Consider the following 15504-nt stretch of genomic DNA (forward strand, 5'->3'; position numbering starts at 1 on the left):
TTTCAGGGAATCTGGTCAGCGCGGCGAACCTCGCGCGCGAAGTCCCGCATTTTGCCTGAATCCTTGAGGCCGGGGGCCGCCTCGATCCCGCTGGAAACATCGACCGCATACGGCCGCGCCGCCTGGATCGCGGCCGCAACGTTGTCCGGCCGGATGCCGCCGGCCAGCATCACCGGCAGCGGCACCGATTCGGTCGCTCGCGCCCAGTCGAACGACAAGCCCTGCCCGCCGAGCCCGCCCGGCGCGTGGCCATCGAGCAGCAGCGCCGCGGCACTGGCGTACTCGGCAGCGATCTCGGACAGCGGCCGCGTCTGGTGCTGCATCGCGATCGCCTTCAGGTACGGGTGGCCGAAACTGGCGCAGAACGCCGCGCTTTCCTCGCCGTGGAACTGCAGCAGGTTCGGCGACAGCTGCCGGATGACCGCGTGGACGGTGGCCTCGTCTGGATTGCGCAGCAGCGCCACGGTGGTCACGAACGGCGGAATCGCCCGCCTCAGGATCACGGCGGCATCGAGCGTCAGCGCCCTCGGGCTCGCAGGTACCAGAATCAGGCCGATCGCGTCGACGCCCAGCGCCACGGCCTCGGCGATGTCGGCAGCGCGGGTCATGCCGCAGAACTTGATGCGGGTGCGGCGGGCGAGCGGATCGCTCATGCGGGAAACCACGGGTCTTGCGGCGTCGGCAGACCGAACGCGGCGGGGTAATCGGGGCCGACAAAATACAGGCCCTGCGCGGCCGCCGTCATGCCGGATCGCGTCCGGTCACGCTCGGCCAGCAGTTCCGCCACCCAGGTCTCCGGCTTTCGCGCCGTACCGACCTCCAGCAGGGTGCCGGTGATGTTGCGGACCATGTGATGCAGGAAGGCGTTGGCGCGAATGTCGAGCACGACGAAGCTGCCGCTGCGCCAGACGCGGATCGACTGCAGATTGCGCATCGGCGTCGTCGACTGGCATTCGGCGGCGCGAAACGCGGAAAAGTCATGCTCGCCGACCAGCACCTGTGCGGCGCGGTGCATCGCGTCGGCATCCAGCGTGTGGGCGAACCAGGTCGCGCGCTCGGCCAGCAGGGCCGAGCGCGCACGATGGTTGTGGATGACATAGCGATAGCGACGGGACACGGCACTGAAGCGCGCGCTGAACTCTGCCCCATCCGGCGATTCCACCGGCTGCACCCAGCGCAGCGACACCTCCGGCGGCAACCGCGAGTTGGTGCCGAGCAGCCACGCGTAAGGAATGCGCGCCGCATCCGAGTCGAAGTGGACGACCTGACCGAACGCGTGCACGCCGGCGTCGGTCCGCCCGGCGCAGATGGTCTCGACCCGGTGTGCGGCGACCGATGACAGCGCGTCCTCCAGCGCACCCTGCACGCTCGGTCGCCCGGCCTGCACCTGCCAGCCCGAAAACCGGGTGCCGTGGTATTCGACCCCCGCGACCCAGCGCGTCACGTGCCGGTATCGTGCCGGAACCGCGACCGGATCAGCCCTGCAGACGCTGCGACAGCGCCCGGGCTTCCTGCTGCTGCTGCGGGTTGCCGCCGTCGATCACTTCCGCCAGCAGGCCGCGCGCGGCGTCGTTGTCGCCCATGTCGGCATACGCGCGCGCCAAGTCGAGCTTGGTGTCGATCTCGTCGCCCATCGCCGGCAGGTCGCCGGAGTCCTCGACCTTGTCGAGATCGAGTTCGTCGAGATTGAAGTCGATGCGGTTGGCGTCGGCCTTGGCTTCCGCCGAGTCGCTGTCGAGATCGAAGCTGCTGAGATCGATGTCACCGAGCCCGTTCGACGCCGGCACCGACGGCTGCAGCACCGGGAATGGCTCCGGCGCCGGTGCGACGGGCGGCGGCGGCGCGATCGGATCGGGCGTGCGGGTGTCGGCGTCGAGGTCGAAGTCGATGACGCTGAGTTCTTCCAGCGGCGTGGGCGGTGCTTCCGGCGGCATCGGCGCCAGGGTTTCCGGCGTGGCGCCATACAGCGCCAGATTCGGGCTCAGGCTGCGCCCCATGGTCGCGATCTTCTGCCATTCGTAATCGCTGATCTGCCCGCGCAGTTCCTCCGCCACTTCCTGAAATTCCACCGGCTTGGCTGCGGCGGCATAGGTTTCCGCCAGCTTGACCTTCAGTTCGGTGCGTTCGGGGTCTTGTGCGATCGCCTGCTTCAGCATCTGCGCCGCTTCGTCGTACAGACCGTAGGCCAGATGGAAATCGGCCTCGGTCAGCGGATCGCTGGCGTCGACATTCAACGCGATCGAACGGGCAACGCTGGCCGGCGTTTCGGCTTCCTCGTCATCGCGGATGCTGTCCGCAGCGGCGGCAGCAGCAGCGGCCGCAGCCACCGGCGCGATCACCGTCGGCGTGTCATCGGTCAACGGCTTCGCTGCCGGCACCGGCTTGACCGTTTCCAGCAGCGGATCCGCCGTGCCGGAATCGAGCCACGGCGCTTCGGCGGCGCGGATCAGCTTCGGCTCGCTGCGCGCCGCGGCCTGTTCGGCCTTGCGCCGACGCAGCACGATGACTGCGACGAGGCCGGCGATCAGGGCAAGCAGGCCGCCGATCAATGGCAGCGGCAAGTCGTCGAAGACCGAAGGTTCGGCCAAGGTCGGTGCCGGTGCCGGGGTCAGTGCGGGGGCGGGAGCTGCTGGTGGCGCAGCGTCCGCGGGCTTTTCGGTGACCGCCTCGGCCGGTGCCGGTGTCTCGCCGCCTGCTGCCGGTGCGGCAGGCGACGGCGCTTCGATCACCGCGGCACCGGCTTCCGGCGTCGCTGCCGGCGCCGGCGACGGCGCAGCTGCCGGAACCGGCTCCGGTACCGGGGCCGGGGCCGGGGCCGCAGCGGGCGCTGGTGCGGACGGGGCCGGCACCGGGGCCGACGCCGGCGCGACCGGCTTTGCCGCTGGCGCCGGTGTCACCGCAGCGGGTGCCGGCGTTGGTGCAGGTGACGGAGCCGGGGTCGGCGCCGTTGCGGTCGGCAGGCCGCGCAGTTCGGCGACGCGTGCCTTGGCGGTGGCAGCGTCGACCGCCTTGGCCTCTTCGGTCGACGGCACTTTCAGCCGACTGCCGGTCAGCAGCCCGTTGATGCCGCCCTCGAAGGCCTGCGGATTGCCCTGATACAGCGCCAGCAGCATCTGATCCATCGTCACGCTGGGATCGATGCGCAGGTTTTTCGCGATGCTCCACAGGGTCTGGCTGGCCTGCACCGGGCCATACGATTTCGTCGCCTGCGCGGGCACTGCGGCTGACGCGGCCGCGGTCGGCTTCGGCGATTCCGCCAGCGGCTGCTTCGGGCCCGCGGTTTTCGGCGCAGCCGACGGTGCCGGCGTCGCCAAGGTCGGTGCGCCGCCCGGCGGATCGAGCAGCACGGTGTACTCGCGCAGCAGCTTGCCGCCGTTCCAGCGGGCTTCGACGATGAAGTTCAAGAACGGATCGCGCGACGCCTGGTCGCTGCTGACCTTGATCTGCGTGGCGCTGCCACTGCCGGTCACGGCAAAGCTGATCGACGCCAGATAGTCCGAGCGCTCGATGCCGGAGCGCGCGAATTCTTCGGCGCCGGCGATGCGCACCGTCAGACTTTCCAGTTCGGCCGGCGTCGCCGACAGCACCGGAATGCTCGCGCTGAAACGCTGGTTCAGGCGCGAGCGAACGTCGATATCGCCAAGGCCCAGCGCCTGCGCCGACGAGAGCCACAGCATCGAAGCCAGGCCCAGCGCGGATGCCAGAGTACGCAACATGATGTTCCCCTTGTCTGATCGGCCGGAAACCGGCTGCGCCACTTCAGGAATCGGCGCCAACTGCCTTTATACCTTACGAAACAAGGCGAACCAACCGGTCGACATGACAGCCGTAGCCGCTACAGGTACGAACGGATCAGCAGTTCCGCGATCTGGACCGAATTCAGCGCCGCGCCCTTGCGGATGTTGTCCGAGACGATCCACAGGTCGAGCCCGCGCGGATGCGAGATGTCCTCGCGGATGCGGCCGACGAACACCGCATCCTCGCCCGAGGCATCGCTGACCGCGGTCGGGTAGCCGCCGTCCTCGTGACGGTCGATCACGACCACGCCGGGCGCCTGTTCCAGCAGCGCCCGCGCCTCGTCCGCCGTGATCTTCTTCCGGGTCTCGATGTGCACGGCTTCGGAGTGGCCGTAGAACACCGGCACTCGGACGGCGGTCGGGTTCACCATGATCGCGTCATCGCCGAGGATCTTTCGGGTCTCCCAGACCATCTTCATCTCTTCCTTGGTGTAGCCGTTGTCCTGGAAGGCATCGATCTGCGGGATGACGTTGAACGCGATCTGCTTCGGGTAGACCGTCTGCACCGCGTCCTGGAAGTTCAGCAGCGCTGCGGTCTGGCGACCCAGTTCCTCGATCGCGTCCTTGCCGGTGCCGGACACGCTCTGATAGGTGCAGACGTTGATCCGCTCGATGCCGACCGCGTCGTGGATCGGCTTCAGCGCCACCAGCATCTGGATCGTCGAACAGTTCGGGTTGGCGATGATCCCGTGGTTCTTGTACTGCGCGATCGCTTCCGGATTGACCTCCGGCACCACCAGCGGAATGTCGTCGACGTAGCGGAACTGCGACGTGTTGTCGATCACGATGCAGCCGGCGGCCGCGGCCTTCGGCGCATAGACCGCGGACACCGCCGCCCCCGGCGAGAACAGGCCGATCTGTACCTTGCCGAAGTCGAAGGTCGCCAGATCCTCGACCACCAGATCGCGGTTGCCGAACTTGACGGTCGAGCCGGCGCTGCGCTCGGACGCCAGCGCGTAGACCTTGCCGACCGGAAATTCGCGCTGCTTCAGGATGTCGAGCAGCTGCTCGCCGACCGCACCGGTGGCGCCGACGACGGCGACATCGAACTTGCGCCCGTCACCGGCGCTCATGCCGGCACCCCGGCCTGAACGAGGATGCGCAGCATGCGGCGCAGCGGCTCGGCCGCGCCCCACAGCAGCTGGTCACCGACGGTGAAGGCGCCGAGATACTCCGGCCCCATGTTCAGCTTGCGCAGGCGACCGACCGCCACATTGAGCGTGCCGGTGACGGCGACCGGCGTCAGATCGCGGATGCTGGCTTCGCGGGTGTTCGGCACCACGCGCACCCATTCGTTGTCGGCCGCGATCATCGCTTCGATCTCCGCAATCGGCACGTCGCGCTTCAGCTTGATGGTCAGCGCCTGCGAGTGGCAGCGCATCGCGCCGATGCGCACGCAGATGCCGTCGACCGGAATCGGGTTCGCTTCGCGGCCGAGGATCTTGTTGGTCTCCGACTGGCCCTTCCACTCTTCCTTCGACTGGCCGTTGTCGAGCTGCTTGTCGATGTACGGAATCAGCGAGCCCGCGAGCGGCGCGCCGAAGTTCTTGGTCGGGAACTCGGCCGAGCGCTGGGTGGCGGCCACCTTGCGGTCGATCTCGAGGATCGCCGACGCCGGATCGGCCAGTTCGGCGGCAACGGCCGATTCCAGAGCGCCCATCTGCGACAGCAGTTCGCGCATGTTGGCGGCACCGGCGCCGGACGCGGCCTGATAGGTCATCGCCGACATCCACTCGACCAGATCGGCCTTGTACAGCGCGCCGAGCGCCATCAGCATCAGCGACACCGTGCAGTTGCCGCCGACAAAGTTCTTGATGCCCTTCGCCAGCGCGTCATCGATGACGCCGCGGTTGACCGGGTCGAGGATGATCACGGCATCGTCCTTCATCCGCAGCGCGCTGGCGGCGTCGATCCAGTAGCCATTCCAGCCGGCCGCGCGCAGCTTCGGGTAGACGGCGTTGGTGTAGTCGCCGCCCTGGCAGGTGATGATGATGTCCATCGCACTCAGCGCTTCGACGCTGTTGCCATCCTTCAGCGGCGGCGATTCGATGCCGTACAGCCACGGACCCGGCGCGCCGGGGTTGGAGGTCGAGAAGAAATGCGTCTCGACGGCGGCGAAGTCGTTCTCTTCGACCATGCGCTGCACCAGCACCGAGCCGACCATGCCGCGCCAGCCGACCATTCCAAGCTTCTTCAACATCAGTGCTTCTCCACGAAACCGCGTTGCATCAGGACATCGCCGCGCCGTTCACGACAGGCGTGCCGGGTGCGAGAACGGGATTCCCGCCTGCGCGGGGACTACGACAATGAATCAGTGGCCGAGCGCGGCCACCACGGCATCGCCCATCGCAGCAGTGCCGATGCGCGCTTCGCCCGGCTTGGCGATGTCGCCGGTGCGCAGACCCGCGGCCAGCACCGTCTTGACCGCAGCCTGGATCCGGTCGGCCAGATCACTGCGACCGAGCGAGTAGCGCAGCATCATCGCCACCGACAACAGCATCGCCAGCGGATTGGCCACACCTAGGCCGGCGATGTCCGGCGCCGAACCGTGGCTCGGCTCGTACAGGCCCTGCCCGCGCTCGTTCAGCGAGGCCGACGGCAGCATGCCGATCGAGCCGGTCAGTTCCGCAGCGATGTCGCTCAGGATGTCGCCGAACATGTTGCTGGTGACCAGCACGTCGAACTGCTTCGGCGCGCGCACCAGCTGCATCGCGGCGTTGTCGACCAAGAGATGGCTCAGGGTGACGTCCGGATACTCCTTCGACACCTCGATCACCACCTCGCGCCACAGCTGCGAGGACTCCAGCACGTTGTTCTTGTCGACCGAGCACAGGCGCTTGCCGCGCAGGCGCGCCGCCTCGAACGCCGTGCGGGCGATGCGGGCGATCTCGAAGTCCGAATAGGCCTCGGTGTCACGCGCGACGCGGGCGCTTGGGATCACATGGCTGCCGACCTTGTAGTCGGTCTCGACACCGGTTTCGCGCTTGCCGAAGTAAATGCCGCCGGTCAGTTCGCGGACGATCAGGATGTCGAGCCCGGACACCACGTCCGGCTTCAGCGACGAGGCGTCGGCCAGCTCCGGATACAGGATCGCCGGCCGCAGGTTCGAATACAGGCCCAGACCCGCGCGAATGCCGAGCAGGCCGCGCTCCGGGCGCAGTTCCTTCGGCAAGCTGTCGTATTTCGGACCGCCGACCGCGGCCAGCAGAATCGCATCGGCGGCCTTTGCGGCTTCCAGCGTCGCCGGCGGCAGCGGATGGCCGGCAGCGTCATAGCCGGCGCCGCCGATCGGGGCGCTGCTCCAGGTGGCGTCAAACCCGTGCCGGTCGCGCAGCACGGTCAGCAGCTTGACCGCCTCGGCCGTGATTTCCGGGCCGATGCCGTCACCGGGGAGCAGCAGGATCTTCTGAGTCATCGTCGTTGAATGCAGGTGGCTGAATCTGTGAGAAATTGCGGATGCCGGCCGATCAGTTCGCGGCTGCCGGCTTTTCGAGCCGCTCAACCTTGTACGCGCTGAGCGTGCCTTCCTTCATGTGCGGCACCAGCACCAGCTTGCCCGGGATCAGGCCGAGGTCCGCCGTGCCCGGCGGCTCCTGCAGCACCCACAGCAGGTGATCGCCGTTGGCATGCACGTGATAGACGTTGCTGTGCTCGAAATCGCTGAGGTAGTAGCCGTCCTGACCATCAGGCACCAGCCCGTCGAGCGAGCCGACACCGATCGGCCCGAAGCGGTAGTTGATTTCCTTCGTTTCGAGATTGACCGTCAGCAGGAAGCCGGCCTCGCCGTTCTCGCCCTGCGTGCCGTACGGGGCCACCACCAGCAGGCCGCGTTCGGCCAGCAGGCCGTTCGGATGATTCAGGCGGGCTTCCTGCACCCAGATCACGAAGCGCTCGCCGGCCAGCCGCCAGATCGCATTGGTGCCGGTATCCGACACATAGACGCGACCGGCCTTGTCGACCGCGACATCATTGAAGAACTTGGCACCCAGCGCCGGATAACGCTTGATCACGCGGCCGTTGCCGGTGTCGATCACGAGAAGCTGATCGATGTCCGACACGTACAGCAGGCCGTTCTTGTAGGCCATGCCCTTCGGCGCGTTCAGGCCGCTGATCCACGCCCGCTTGACGATCGTGCCGTCCGGCGCGACGCGGGAAATGAAACCCTTGCCGTCCTTCGCGCCCGGCTCGCCGTCGATGTTGCTGACGTAGATCAGGTCCTGTTCCGGGACGTACAGCGCCGATTCCGGCTGCGCAAAACCCTTGGCGACCCAGGTCGGATCCGGCCCGGCAGCGCGGGCCAGCAGCGAGGACGACATCAACAACAACCAGACTAGGGCACGCATCGGTCAGCTCCTTGCAAGGCAACGGAAAAGGCGCGCAGGCTCGCGCGGAATGCCCGCCTTGGGCAAGTGCGGCGCGCGCCGGTTCCCGCACTCCGGCGGGAATTGCCCACTGACCACCTCAGGCCGCGAGCCACGGCGCGCTGACTTTCTGCCGCGCTTCATAGGCGCGGATCGCGTCGGCGTGCTGCAGGGTCAGGCCGATCTCGTCGAGTCCGCGGATCAGGCAATCCTTGCGGAACGGGTCGATCTCGAACGAGAAGCGCAAGCCGCCCGGCGTCGACACCGTCTGCGCCGGCAGGTCGATGGTCAGCCGGAAATCGGCGGCCGAGGCACTTTCGACAAACAGCGCGTCGACCTCCTCGGCCTTCAGGGTCAGCGGCAGAAAGCCGTTCTTGAAGCTGTTGTTGAAGAAGATGTCGGCGAAACCGGGCGCGATCACGGCGCGGAAGCCGTAGTCGGTCAGCGCCCACACCGCGTGCTCGCGGGACGAGCCGCAACCGAAGTTCTCGCGCGCGATCAGCACGGTGCTGCCGGCGAAACGGGCGTCGTTCAGTACGAAATCCGGGTTCTTGCGGCGCGTGGCGGGGTCGATGTCGAGATCGCCCTTGTCGAGGTAGCGCCAGTCATCGAACAGGAACGGGCCAAAGCCAGTCTTCTTGATCGACTTCAGATACTGCTTCGGAATGATGGCGTCGGTGTCGACATTGGCGCGATCCAGCGGCGCAACCTTGCCGGTGACGATGGTGAAGGGCTGCATGGTCAGTTCCCCGCGGAAATGTGGCGTACGTCGACGAAACGCCCGGCAACGGCCGCGGCGGCGGCCATCGCCGGTGACACGAGGTGCGTGCGGCCGCCGGCACCCTGGCGACCTTCGAAGTTGCGATTGCTGGTCGACGCGCAACGCTCGCCCGGCGACAGCTGATCGGCATTCATGCCGAGGCACATCGAACAGCCCGGCTCGCGCCATTCGAAGCCGGCGTCGATGAAGACCTTGTCCAAGCCTTCGCTTTCCGCCTGCCGCTTGACCAGCCCCGAACCCGGCACCGCCAGCGCCAGCTTGACGTTGCCGGCGATGCGCTTGCCTCTGAGCACGCTGGCGGCGGCGCGCAGATCCTCGATCCGCGAATTGGTGCAGGAGCCGATGAAGACCTTGTCGATCGCGATGTCGGTGATCGGCTGGTCGGCGCGGATGCCCATGTAGTGCAGCGCGCGTTCGATCGAGTTGCGCTTCACCGGATCGGCCTCGTTCGCCGGATTCGGGACGCGGCCGGAGACCGGCAGCACCATCTCCGGGCTCGTGCCCCAGGTCACCTGCGGCTGGATCGACGCGGCATCGATCTCGACTTCGCGATCGAACACCGCGCCATCATCGGACTGCAGCGTGTTCCACCAGGCGATGGCCTTGGCGAGCGCTTCGCCGGTCGGCGAAAACGGCCGGTTCTGGACATAGGCGATGGTCGTGGCATCGACCGCGATCAGGCCGGCGCGCGCACCCGCTTCGATCGCCATGTTGCAGACCGTCATGCGGCCTTCCATCGAAAGCCGCTCGATCGCTTCGCCCGCGAATTCGATCGTGTGACCGTTGCCGCCGGCGGTGCCGATCCTGCCGATGATCGCCAGCACGATGTCCTTCGCCGTGATGCCGGGCGCAACCTGCCCGCGCACCGTCACCCGCATGTTCTTCGACTTCTTCATCACCAGCGTCTGCGTGGCCAGCGCGTGCTCGACTTCCGACGTGCCGATGCCGAACGCCAGCGCGCCGAACGCGCCATGGGTCGAGGTGTGCGAGTCGCCGCAGACCACGGTCATGCCCGGCAAGGTCGCGCCCTGTTCCGGCCCGATCACATGGACGATGCCCTGACGGGCGTCATTCATCTTGAATTCGGTGATGCCGTACTCGGCGCAGTTGGCGTCCAGCGCCTCGACCTGCGCCCGCGAGATCGGGTCTTCGATGCCGACCGAGCGATCGGTCGTCGGCACGTTGTGATCGGCCACCGCGAGGTTGGCCGACAGTCGCCACGGCTGGCGCTGGGCCAGACGCAGGCCGTCGAAGGCCTGCGGGCTGGTCACTTCGTGCAGCAACTGGCGATCGATGTAGACGAGTGCCGAGCCGTCGCCGTTGTCGAGCACCACATGGGCATCCCACAACTTGTCGTACAGGGTTCTCGGTCGGGTCGAGGTGGTCATCGTCGGTCTTCCTGGCAGCGGGTTCCGCACGTCGCAGCGCGCGCAACCGGGTCTTGAATGGCGCGCAGTGTAGGAGCGCCCCCCTAATAACTCCAATGAATCGTCTTCATTCTTTGAAGTCGCGTTGGTTATCATTGATCGGACTCGGCATCGTCGCGGCCTCGCTTGCTGGCCACATCGCCGTCCCGCACGCTATGACGCTGCAACTCGCCCATCCCGTTTCCGCTTCCCGTCCGCCCGCCGACCGTGTCCGCCCTGCTCGACGCCCTGCGAATTGCCGAACAACGCCTGCGGCGACTGGCCCTGATTCTCGCGATCGGCAGTCCGGCGACGGCCGCAAGCTCGTACGCCTTGCTGGCGCTGGAACCGAAAGTGGCCGTGTCCGCGATGCTGGCCCTGCTGCTCGCGGTGCTCGCTCAGCGCGGCGCCCGGCGCTCGCGCGTCGCGTGGATCGTGACCGGCGCGCTGCACCTGCTGCTCGCCGTGCTGATCGCGCAACGTGGCGTCAGCGTGCCGAACCCGCTGCTGCCGTTCGGCATCGCCGTGCACGCGCTGTTCGGGCTGGTGGCGGTGCTCGGGCTGCGAGCGCTGAGCCTGCTCGATGCCGCCGAAGTCGATGCCGCGCGCCCGATTCCGATCAGCGCCGTCAACCTGCCGGGACCGAGCGTGCCGCTGCCGTTCCCGCCGGCGCCAGTGCCGAAGCGGGTGCTGCCGACGCTGCCCAACCCGCCTGCGATACCGGCTGTGGTGCTGAACGAGATGGGGCTCGATGCGCCGATCACGGAAGCGCCTGCTGCCCCGATCGACGTGACAGTCAGGGCCGCCGAGGACTTGGGCGCGATGGCGTCCGGCGACCTGTCGACCGAACCGTCGACTGACCTCTCGACCGCCGCCGAGCCCGCGCCGGCGTTGGACGCGGGCCAAGCGATCGAGCCCGTCGTGCCGCTTGCGGCGCCCGAGACGTCGTCCGGAATGCAGCACCCGGTAGCCGACGATGGCGACGCCGCGCCCGCTTTCGAAGCAGAAACGCCGGCGGCGACCGCCGTCACGAGCGCCGAGTCCGAGGTGGTCGAACCCGCCCGCGACATCGCCTCTCCACCGTTGGCGACGGACATCGAAGGCGTACACCTCGCGCCGCCCACCGATGACCTCGAGCTCGTCGCCGAATCGCCATTGGCCGCCGTCAGTGTCGATCGCGACGAGGCAGCGCTGCGCGAGCCCGCCGCAGTGCCGCGCGAGCCAGCGACTGCCGTGGCCGAATTTGTGGATGCGATCGGCAACGATTCGGTCGCTGCGGCCGAAGCCGATGCGGTGCCTCATTCGGCGATCATCGACATGGATACCGTCGCCGAGCGCGCGGCTGCAGGCTCTGCCGAGGCCGCGGCGGAAACGCCCGCTTTCGAACCCATCGACTCGCCGGAACCCGACGGGGCGTCGCACGACGAGCAGACGCCACCCGAAACACGGTCCGAAGCGCTTCCGGAACCCGTCGCGGAGACCGCGCCCGTCGCCGTCGATGTGGTGCCGACGCCGGAGCCCGCGGCGGAGACGGCCACCGACGTCTCGACATTGCTCGCGACCGACATCCCGCCGTTGCCGGTCTCGGCCCCGGTGGTGAAGACGGCACCGCCGGTTTCCGCGTTCTCGCCGACCGTGACCAAGGCCGCACGGCCGGAGCCACCGCCGGTGCCGAAGGCCGAGAGCCGGCCGGACGTGCCGTCGGCGATTCCGCCACCGCAGGCCGTGCTGCACATCGCCAAGGAAGTCGATGCGCTCGGCCGCATCCAGTGCCCGCGCTGCCGCTATCGCCAGGTCGACACGCCGTTCTGCGTCTATTGCAGCTTCGACCTCGACAAGTACTGGGCCGCGTCGCAGCGCGCCCGCGAGCTGGAAGCGCGGCTCGGCCGTTCGCCGCCGGCGAACTGACGCGCGACCGGCCGCCGATCCCCGATGGACACCCACGGCCTCAGCGCCTTTCTCGAAGTGGCCGAATCGGGTTCGTTCTCGAAGGCCGGCGAGCGCATGCACCTGTCGCAACCGGCCATCAGCAAGCGGATCGCGGCACTCGAGGATTCGATCGGCGCGCCGCTGTTCGACCGCGTCGGTCGTCAGATCGGCCTGACCAATGCCGGTCGCACCCTGCTGCCGTATGCGCGGCAGGTGCTGCAGCAGATCGAGGACGGGCGGCGGGCGCTGGCGCAGTTGTCCGGCGCGGTCAGCGGCCGGCTGTCGATCGGCACCAGCCATCACATCGGCCTGCATCGACTGCCGCCGGTGCTGCGGGCGTTCACCAACCAGTACCCCGACGTCGATCTCGACATCCAGTTCATGGATTCCGAAGACGCCTGCGAGGCGGTCGTGCACAGCAAGCTGGAACTCGGCATCGTCACCCTGCCGACGGTCGAGATCGACAATCTCGTGGTCCAGCCGATCTGGGATGACCCGCTTGCGGTCGTTGCCGCGCCCGGCCACCCGCTGGCGCTGAAGGCCGCGCCCCGCCTGATCGAGCTGGCCGAACACCCCGCCGTGCTGCCGGACGATCGCACCTACACCCATCGCATCGTCACGGCCGCGTTGCGCGAGCATGGCGTGGCGCCGCGCGTGCGGATGGCGACCAACTATCTGGAAACGCTGAAGATGCTGGTCGCGATCGGTCTGGGCTGGAGCGTGCTGCCGGCGTCGATGATCGACGACACGATCCGCGCGGTCGCGATTCCGGGGCTGCGCATGCAACGGCAGCTCGGCGCGGTCAGCCATCGTCGGCGCACGCTGTCGCGCGCGGCGGAAGCGTTGCTGCTGGCCTTGCACGAGGCGCGCGCGCTGCAACGGCCGATGCCACCGGAGAACGATCCTGTTTGAACTGCGCAAGGTGTCGCGACGCTACGGCGCAGTCGTCGCGCTCGATGACCTGAGCCTGTCGTTCGCGGCCGGCACCGTCACGGCCGTGATCGGCAGCAGCGGCTCGGGCAAGTCGACCGTGCTGCGCCTGCTGCTCGGGCTCGACTGGCCGGATCAGGGCGAGGTGCGGGTCGGCGGCGAGCCGGTGACCCGGCGCAACCGGCTCGCGATTCGCCAGCGCATCGGCACGGTGATTCAGGACGGTGGCCTGTTCCCGCACCTGAGCGCGCGCGACAACGTGGCGCTGCTGCCGCGTCACCTTGGCTGGAGCGATGCCCGCATCGACCGCCGTGCCGATGAGCTTCGCGCGCTGGTGCAGCTGCCGGCGGACACGCTGCGACGCTATCCGTCGGAACTCTCCGGCGGCCAGCGCCAGCGCGTGGCGATGATGCGGGCGCTGATGACCGATCCGCCGGCGCTGCTGCTCGACGAGCCGCTGGGCGCACTCGATCCGATCGTTCGCCATGATCTGCAGGACGAGCTGAAGGCGCTGTTCGCGAGCCTCGGCAAGACCGTGTTGCTGGTCACGCACGATCTGCCGGAGGCCGCGTTCCTCGCGCCGCGACTGGTGCTGATGCAGCACGGCAAGCAGGTGCAGGACGGCACCTTGGCCGACCTGATCGAACGGCCGGCCAGCGACTTCGTCCGCCGTTTCGTCGAAGCCCAGCGCGGCCTGCCGGAGCGCGCGGCATGAGGCACCTGCTGGCCACGCTCGCCATGCTGCTGGCCATCGGCTTCGCGCGGGCGGACGAGCGGCCGTTGACCATCGGCTCGAAAAACTTCACCGAGTCGATCGTGCTGGCCGAAGTGCTGCGGCTGGAAGCGGCGCGCGCCGGCGCCACGATCGAGCACCGGCGCGCGATGGGCGGCAGCGCGATCCTGTGGCAGGCGCTGCAGGCCGGCAGCATCGACGCCTACCCGGAATACAGCGGCACGCTGACGCAGGAACTTCTGAAAGGCGACGTGCCGGCGACGGCCCACGTCGATGAACTGGCGGCCGCGCTCAAGCAGCGTGGTCTTGGCATCGGCCCCAGCCTCGGCTTCGATGACAGCTATGCGCTCGGCGTGTCCGGCGATACCGCCGCCACGCTCGGACTGCGGTCGATCAGCGATCTGGTGCGCCACCCGGAACTGCGGCTGGCGCTGTCGAACGAGTTCATGAGCCGGGCCGACGGCTGGCCGGGCCTCAAGGCTGCGTACGGCCTGCGCAACAGCACCGTCCAGGGCATGGATCATGGCCTCGCCTATCGCGCGCTGAATTCGGCGGCCGCCGATGTCATCGACCTGTACACTACCGATGCCGAGATCTCGACCTACGGCGTCACCGTGCTTGACGATGATCGCCACTACTTTCCGCCGTACGAGGCGCACTGGCTGTATCGGCTGGACCGTGCCGAGGAACGCCCCGCGCTGAAGCAGGCGATCGAGGCACTGGCCGGCCGCATCACGCGCGAGCAGATGAGCCGCCTGAACTCGGCGGTGAGCTTCGGCAAGCGCAGCGAAACCGACGTGGCGCAGACCTTTCTCGGCCTCGCCGCCACCGGCACGCCGCCGGCCGACGATCGCACCGCACGCCTGCTGGCGCGTACCACCGAGCACCTGCGGCTGGTCGGCATCTCGATGCTGCTGGCGTTGCTGATCGGCCTGCCGCTCGGCGTGCTCGCGGCAAAGCTGCCGCGCGTCGGTCAGATCACGCTGGCACTGACGGCGCTGCTGCAGACCTTGCCGTCACTGGCCCTGTTCGTGTTCCTGATTCCGCTGCTCGGCATCGGTGCAAAGCCGGCCATCGCCGCGCTGTTCCTGTACAGCCTGCTGCCGATCGTCCGCAACACGCAGACCGGCCTTGCGACGATCGCGCCGAACCTGCGCGAATCGGCCGCTGCACTGGGGCTGCCGTGGTCCGTGCAGTTGCGCCGCATCGAACTGCCGCTGGCGCTGCGGACGATCCTCGCCGGCATCTCCACCGCCGCCGTGATCAATGTCGGCACGGCGACCCTGGGCGCCCTGATCGGCGCCGGCGGTTATGGCGAGCCGATTCTCACCGGCATCCGCCTCGACAACATTCCGCTGATCCTCGAAGGCGCGATCCCGGCATCGGCGCTCGCGCTGCTGGTGCTTGCCCTGTTCAGCGGACTGGAACGGCTGCTGACGCCACGCGGACTGCGCGCATCGTCACGCAGCTGATGCCTTGCGTGCGCTGGCGAACGGATGGGTGCGCGCGGAATTGATCGTGATCGGTCCGGCAATCGGCATGCGGAACCCGGCCGCTATACTTCGGC

13 protein-coding genes are annotated in these 15504 nt (G+C 68.1%); 4 read left to right on the top strand and 9 right to left on the bottom strand.

Annotated features, from left to right (window positions below; all coding sequences use genetic code 11):
* Positions 1–2: 2 nt before the first annotated feature.
* The 9 genes from QZ951_RS07265 to leuC all read right to left on the bottom strand — a co-directional run bounded on the left by QZ951_RS07265 (position 3) and on the right by leuC (position 10327).
* Positions 3–653, bottom strand: coding sequence for a phosphoribosylanthranilate isomerase (locus tag QZ951_RS07265; RefSeq protein WP_292999873.1), 651 nt, complete (start codon positions 651–653; stop codon positions 3–5).
* On the bottom strand, positions 650–1444 hold the full coding sequence (gene truA, locus QZ951_RS07270; protein ID WP_292999874.1) for a tRNA pseudouridine(38-40) synthase TruA: 795 nt from the start codon (positions 1442–1444) through the stop codon (positions 650–652). The genes QZ951_RS07265 and truA overlap by 4 nt, the downstream gene beginning before the upstream one ends.
* 31 nt (positions 1445–1475) lie before the next feature.
* The gene (locus tag QZ951_RS07275; protein ID WP_292999875.1) at positions 1476–3716 is read right to left on the bottom strand and encodes a FimV/HubP family polar landmark protein; all 2241 of its coding nucleotides are present in this window, start codon (positions 3714–3716) and stop codon (positions 1476–1478) included.
* Positions 3717–3835: 119 nt separating this feature from the next.
* Entirely contained in the window at positions 3836–4870 is a 1035-nt protein-coding gene (locus tag QZ951_RS07280) for an aspartate-semialdehyde dehydrogenase (protein WP_292999876.1), read from the bottom strand.
* Entirely contained in the window at positions 4867–5994 is a 1128-nt protein-coding gene (gene asd, locus QZ951_RS07285; RefSeq protein ID WP_293000288.1) for an aspartate-semialdehyde dehydrogenase, read from the bottom strand. The genes QZ951_RS07280 and asd overlap by 4 nt, the downstream gene beginning before the upstream one ends.
* A 114-nt stretch (positions 5995–6108) precedes the next feature.
* Positions 6109–7212, bottom strand: a complete 1104-nt coding sequence (gene leuB / locus QZ951_RS07290; RefSeq protein WP_292999877.1) for a 3-isopropylmalate dehydrogenase — start codon at positions 7210–7212, stop codon at positions 6109–6111.
* A gap of 52 nt (positions 7213–7264) precedes the next feature.
* The gene (locus QZ951_RS07295) at positions 7265–8140 is read right to left on the bottom strand and encodes a hypothetical protein (RefSeq protein WP_292999878.1); all 876 of its coding nucleotides are present in this window, start codon (positions 8138–8140) and stop codon (positions 7265–7267) included.
* Between the two features lie 118 nt (positions 8141–8258).
* Positions 8259–8897, bottom strand: a complete 639-nt coding sequence (gene leuD, locus QZ951_RS07300; RefSeq protein WP_292999879.1) for a 3-isopropylmalate dehydratase small subunit — start codon at positions 8895–8897, stop codon at positions 8259–8261.
* 2 nt (positions 8898–8899) lie between these two features.
* Positions 8900–10327 carry a 3-isopropylmalate dehydratase large subunit gene (gene leuC, locus QZ951_RS07305; RefSeq protein WP_292999880.1) on the bottom strand — a complete coding sequence of 476 codons (1428 nt, stop codon included), beginning with the start codon at positions 10325–10327 and terminating at the stop codon, positions 8900–8902.
* A gap of 246 nt (positions 10328–10573) precedes the next feature.
* On the opposite strand from leuC, the gene QZ951_RS07310 reads away from it, so the two are divergent.
* Genes QZ951_RS07310 through QZ951_RS07325 form a run of 4 tightly spaced genes read left to right on the top strand, consistent with a single transcriptional unit; the run spans position 10574 to position 15409 of the window.
* Positions 10574–12253, top strand: a complete 1680-nt coding sequence (locus QZ951_RS07310) for a hypothetical protein (RefSeq protein WP_292999881.1) — start codon at positions 10574–10576, stop codon at positions 12251–12253.
* A 24-nt stretch (positions 12254–12277) separates the two neighbouring features.
* Positions 12278–13186, top strand: a complete 909-nt coding sequence (locus QZ951_RS07315) for a LysR family transcriptional regulator (protein WP_292999882.1) — start codon at positions 12278–12280, stop codon at positions 13184–13186.
* Positions 13179–13919: an ATP-binding cassette domain-containing protein gene (locus QZ951_RS07320; protein ID WP_366943844.1), complete on the top strand. Its 741-nt coding sequence runs from the start codon at positions 13179–13181 to the stop codon at positions 13917–13919. Before QZ951_RS07315 ends, QZ951_RS07320 begins: the two co-directional genes overlap by 8 nt.
* A 23-nt stretch (positions 13920–13942) precedes the next feature.
* Entirely contained in the window at positions 13943–15409 is a 1467-nt protein-coding gene (locus QZ951_RS07325) for a glycine betaine ABC transporter substrate-binding protein (RefSeq protein WP_366943845.1), read from the top strand.
* Positions 15410–15504 lie beyond the last annotated feature (95 nt).

The sequence above is a fragment of the Nevskia sp. genome, assembly GCF_021732705.1.
Lineage (GTDB): Bacteria > Pseudomonadota > Gammaproteobacteria > Nevskiales > Nevskiaceae > Nevskia.

Bases quoted from the DNA above. Each gene is read 5' to 3' on its own strand.
- QZ951_RS07265 (WP_292999873.1), bottom strand. From the start codon at position 653: ATGAGCGATCCGCTCGCCCGCCGCACCCGCATCAAGTTCTGCGGCATG.
- QZ951_RS07275 (WP_292999875.1), bottom strand. From the start codon at position 3,716: ATGTTGCGTACTCTGGCATCCGCGCTGGGCCTGGCTTCGATGCTGTGG.
- QZ951_RS07280 (WP_292999876.1), bottom strand. From the start codon at position 4,870: ATGAGCGCCGGTGACGGGCGCAAGTTCGATGTCGCCGTCGTCGGCGCC.
- leuB (WP_292999877.1), bottom strand. From the start codon at position 7,212: ATGACTCAGAAGATCCTGCTGCTCCCCGGTGACGGCATCGGCCCGGAA.
- QZ951_RS07295 (WP_292999878.1), bottom strand. From the start codon at position 8,140: ATGCGTGCCCTAGTCTGGTTGTTGTTGATGTCGTCCTCGCTGCTGGCC.
- leuD (WP_292999879.1), bottom strand. From the start codon at position 8,897: ATGCAGCCCTTCACCATCGTCACCGGCAAGGTTGCGCCGCTGGATCGC.
- leuC (WP_292999880.1), bottom strand. From the start codon at position 10,327: ATGACCACCTCGACCCGACCGAGAACCCTGTACGACAAGTTGTGGGAT.
- QZ951_RS07315 (WP_292999882.1), top strand. From the start codon at position 12,278: ATGGACACCCACGGCCTCAGCGCCTTTCTCGAAGTGGCCGAATCGGGT.
- QZ951_RS07325 (WP_366943845.1), top strand. From the start codon at position 13,943: ATGCTGCTGGCCATCGGCTTCGCGCGGGCGGACGAGCGGCCGTTGACC.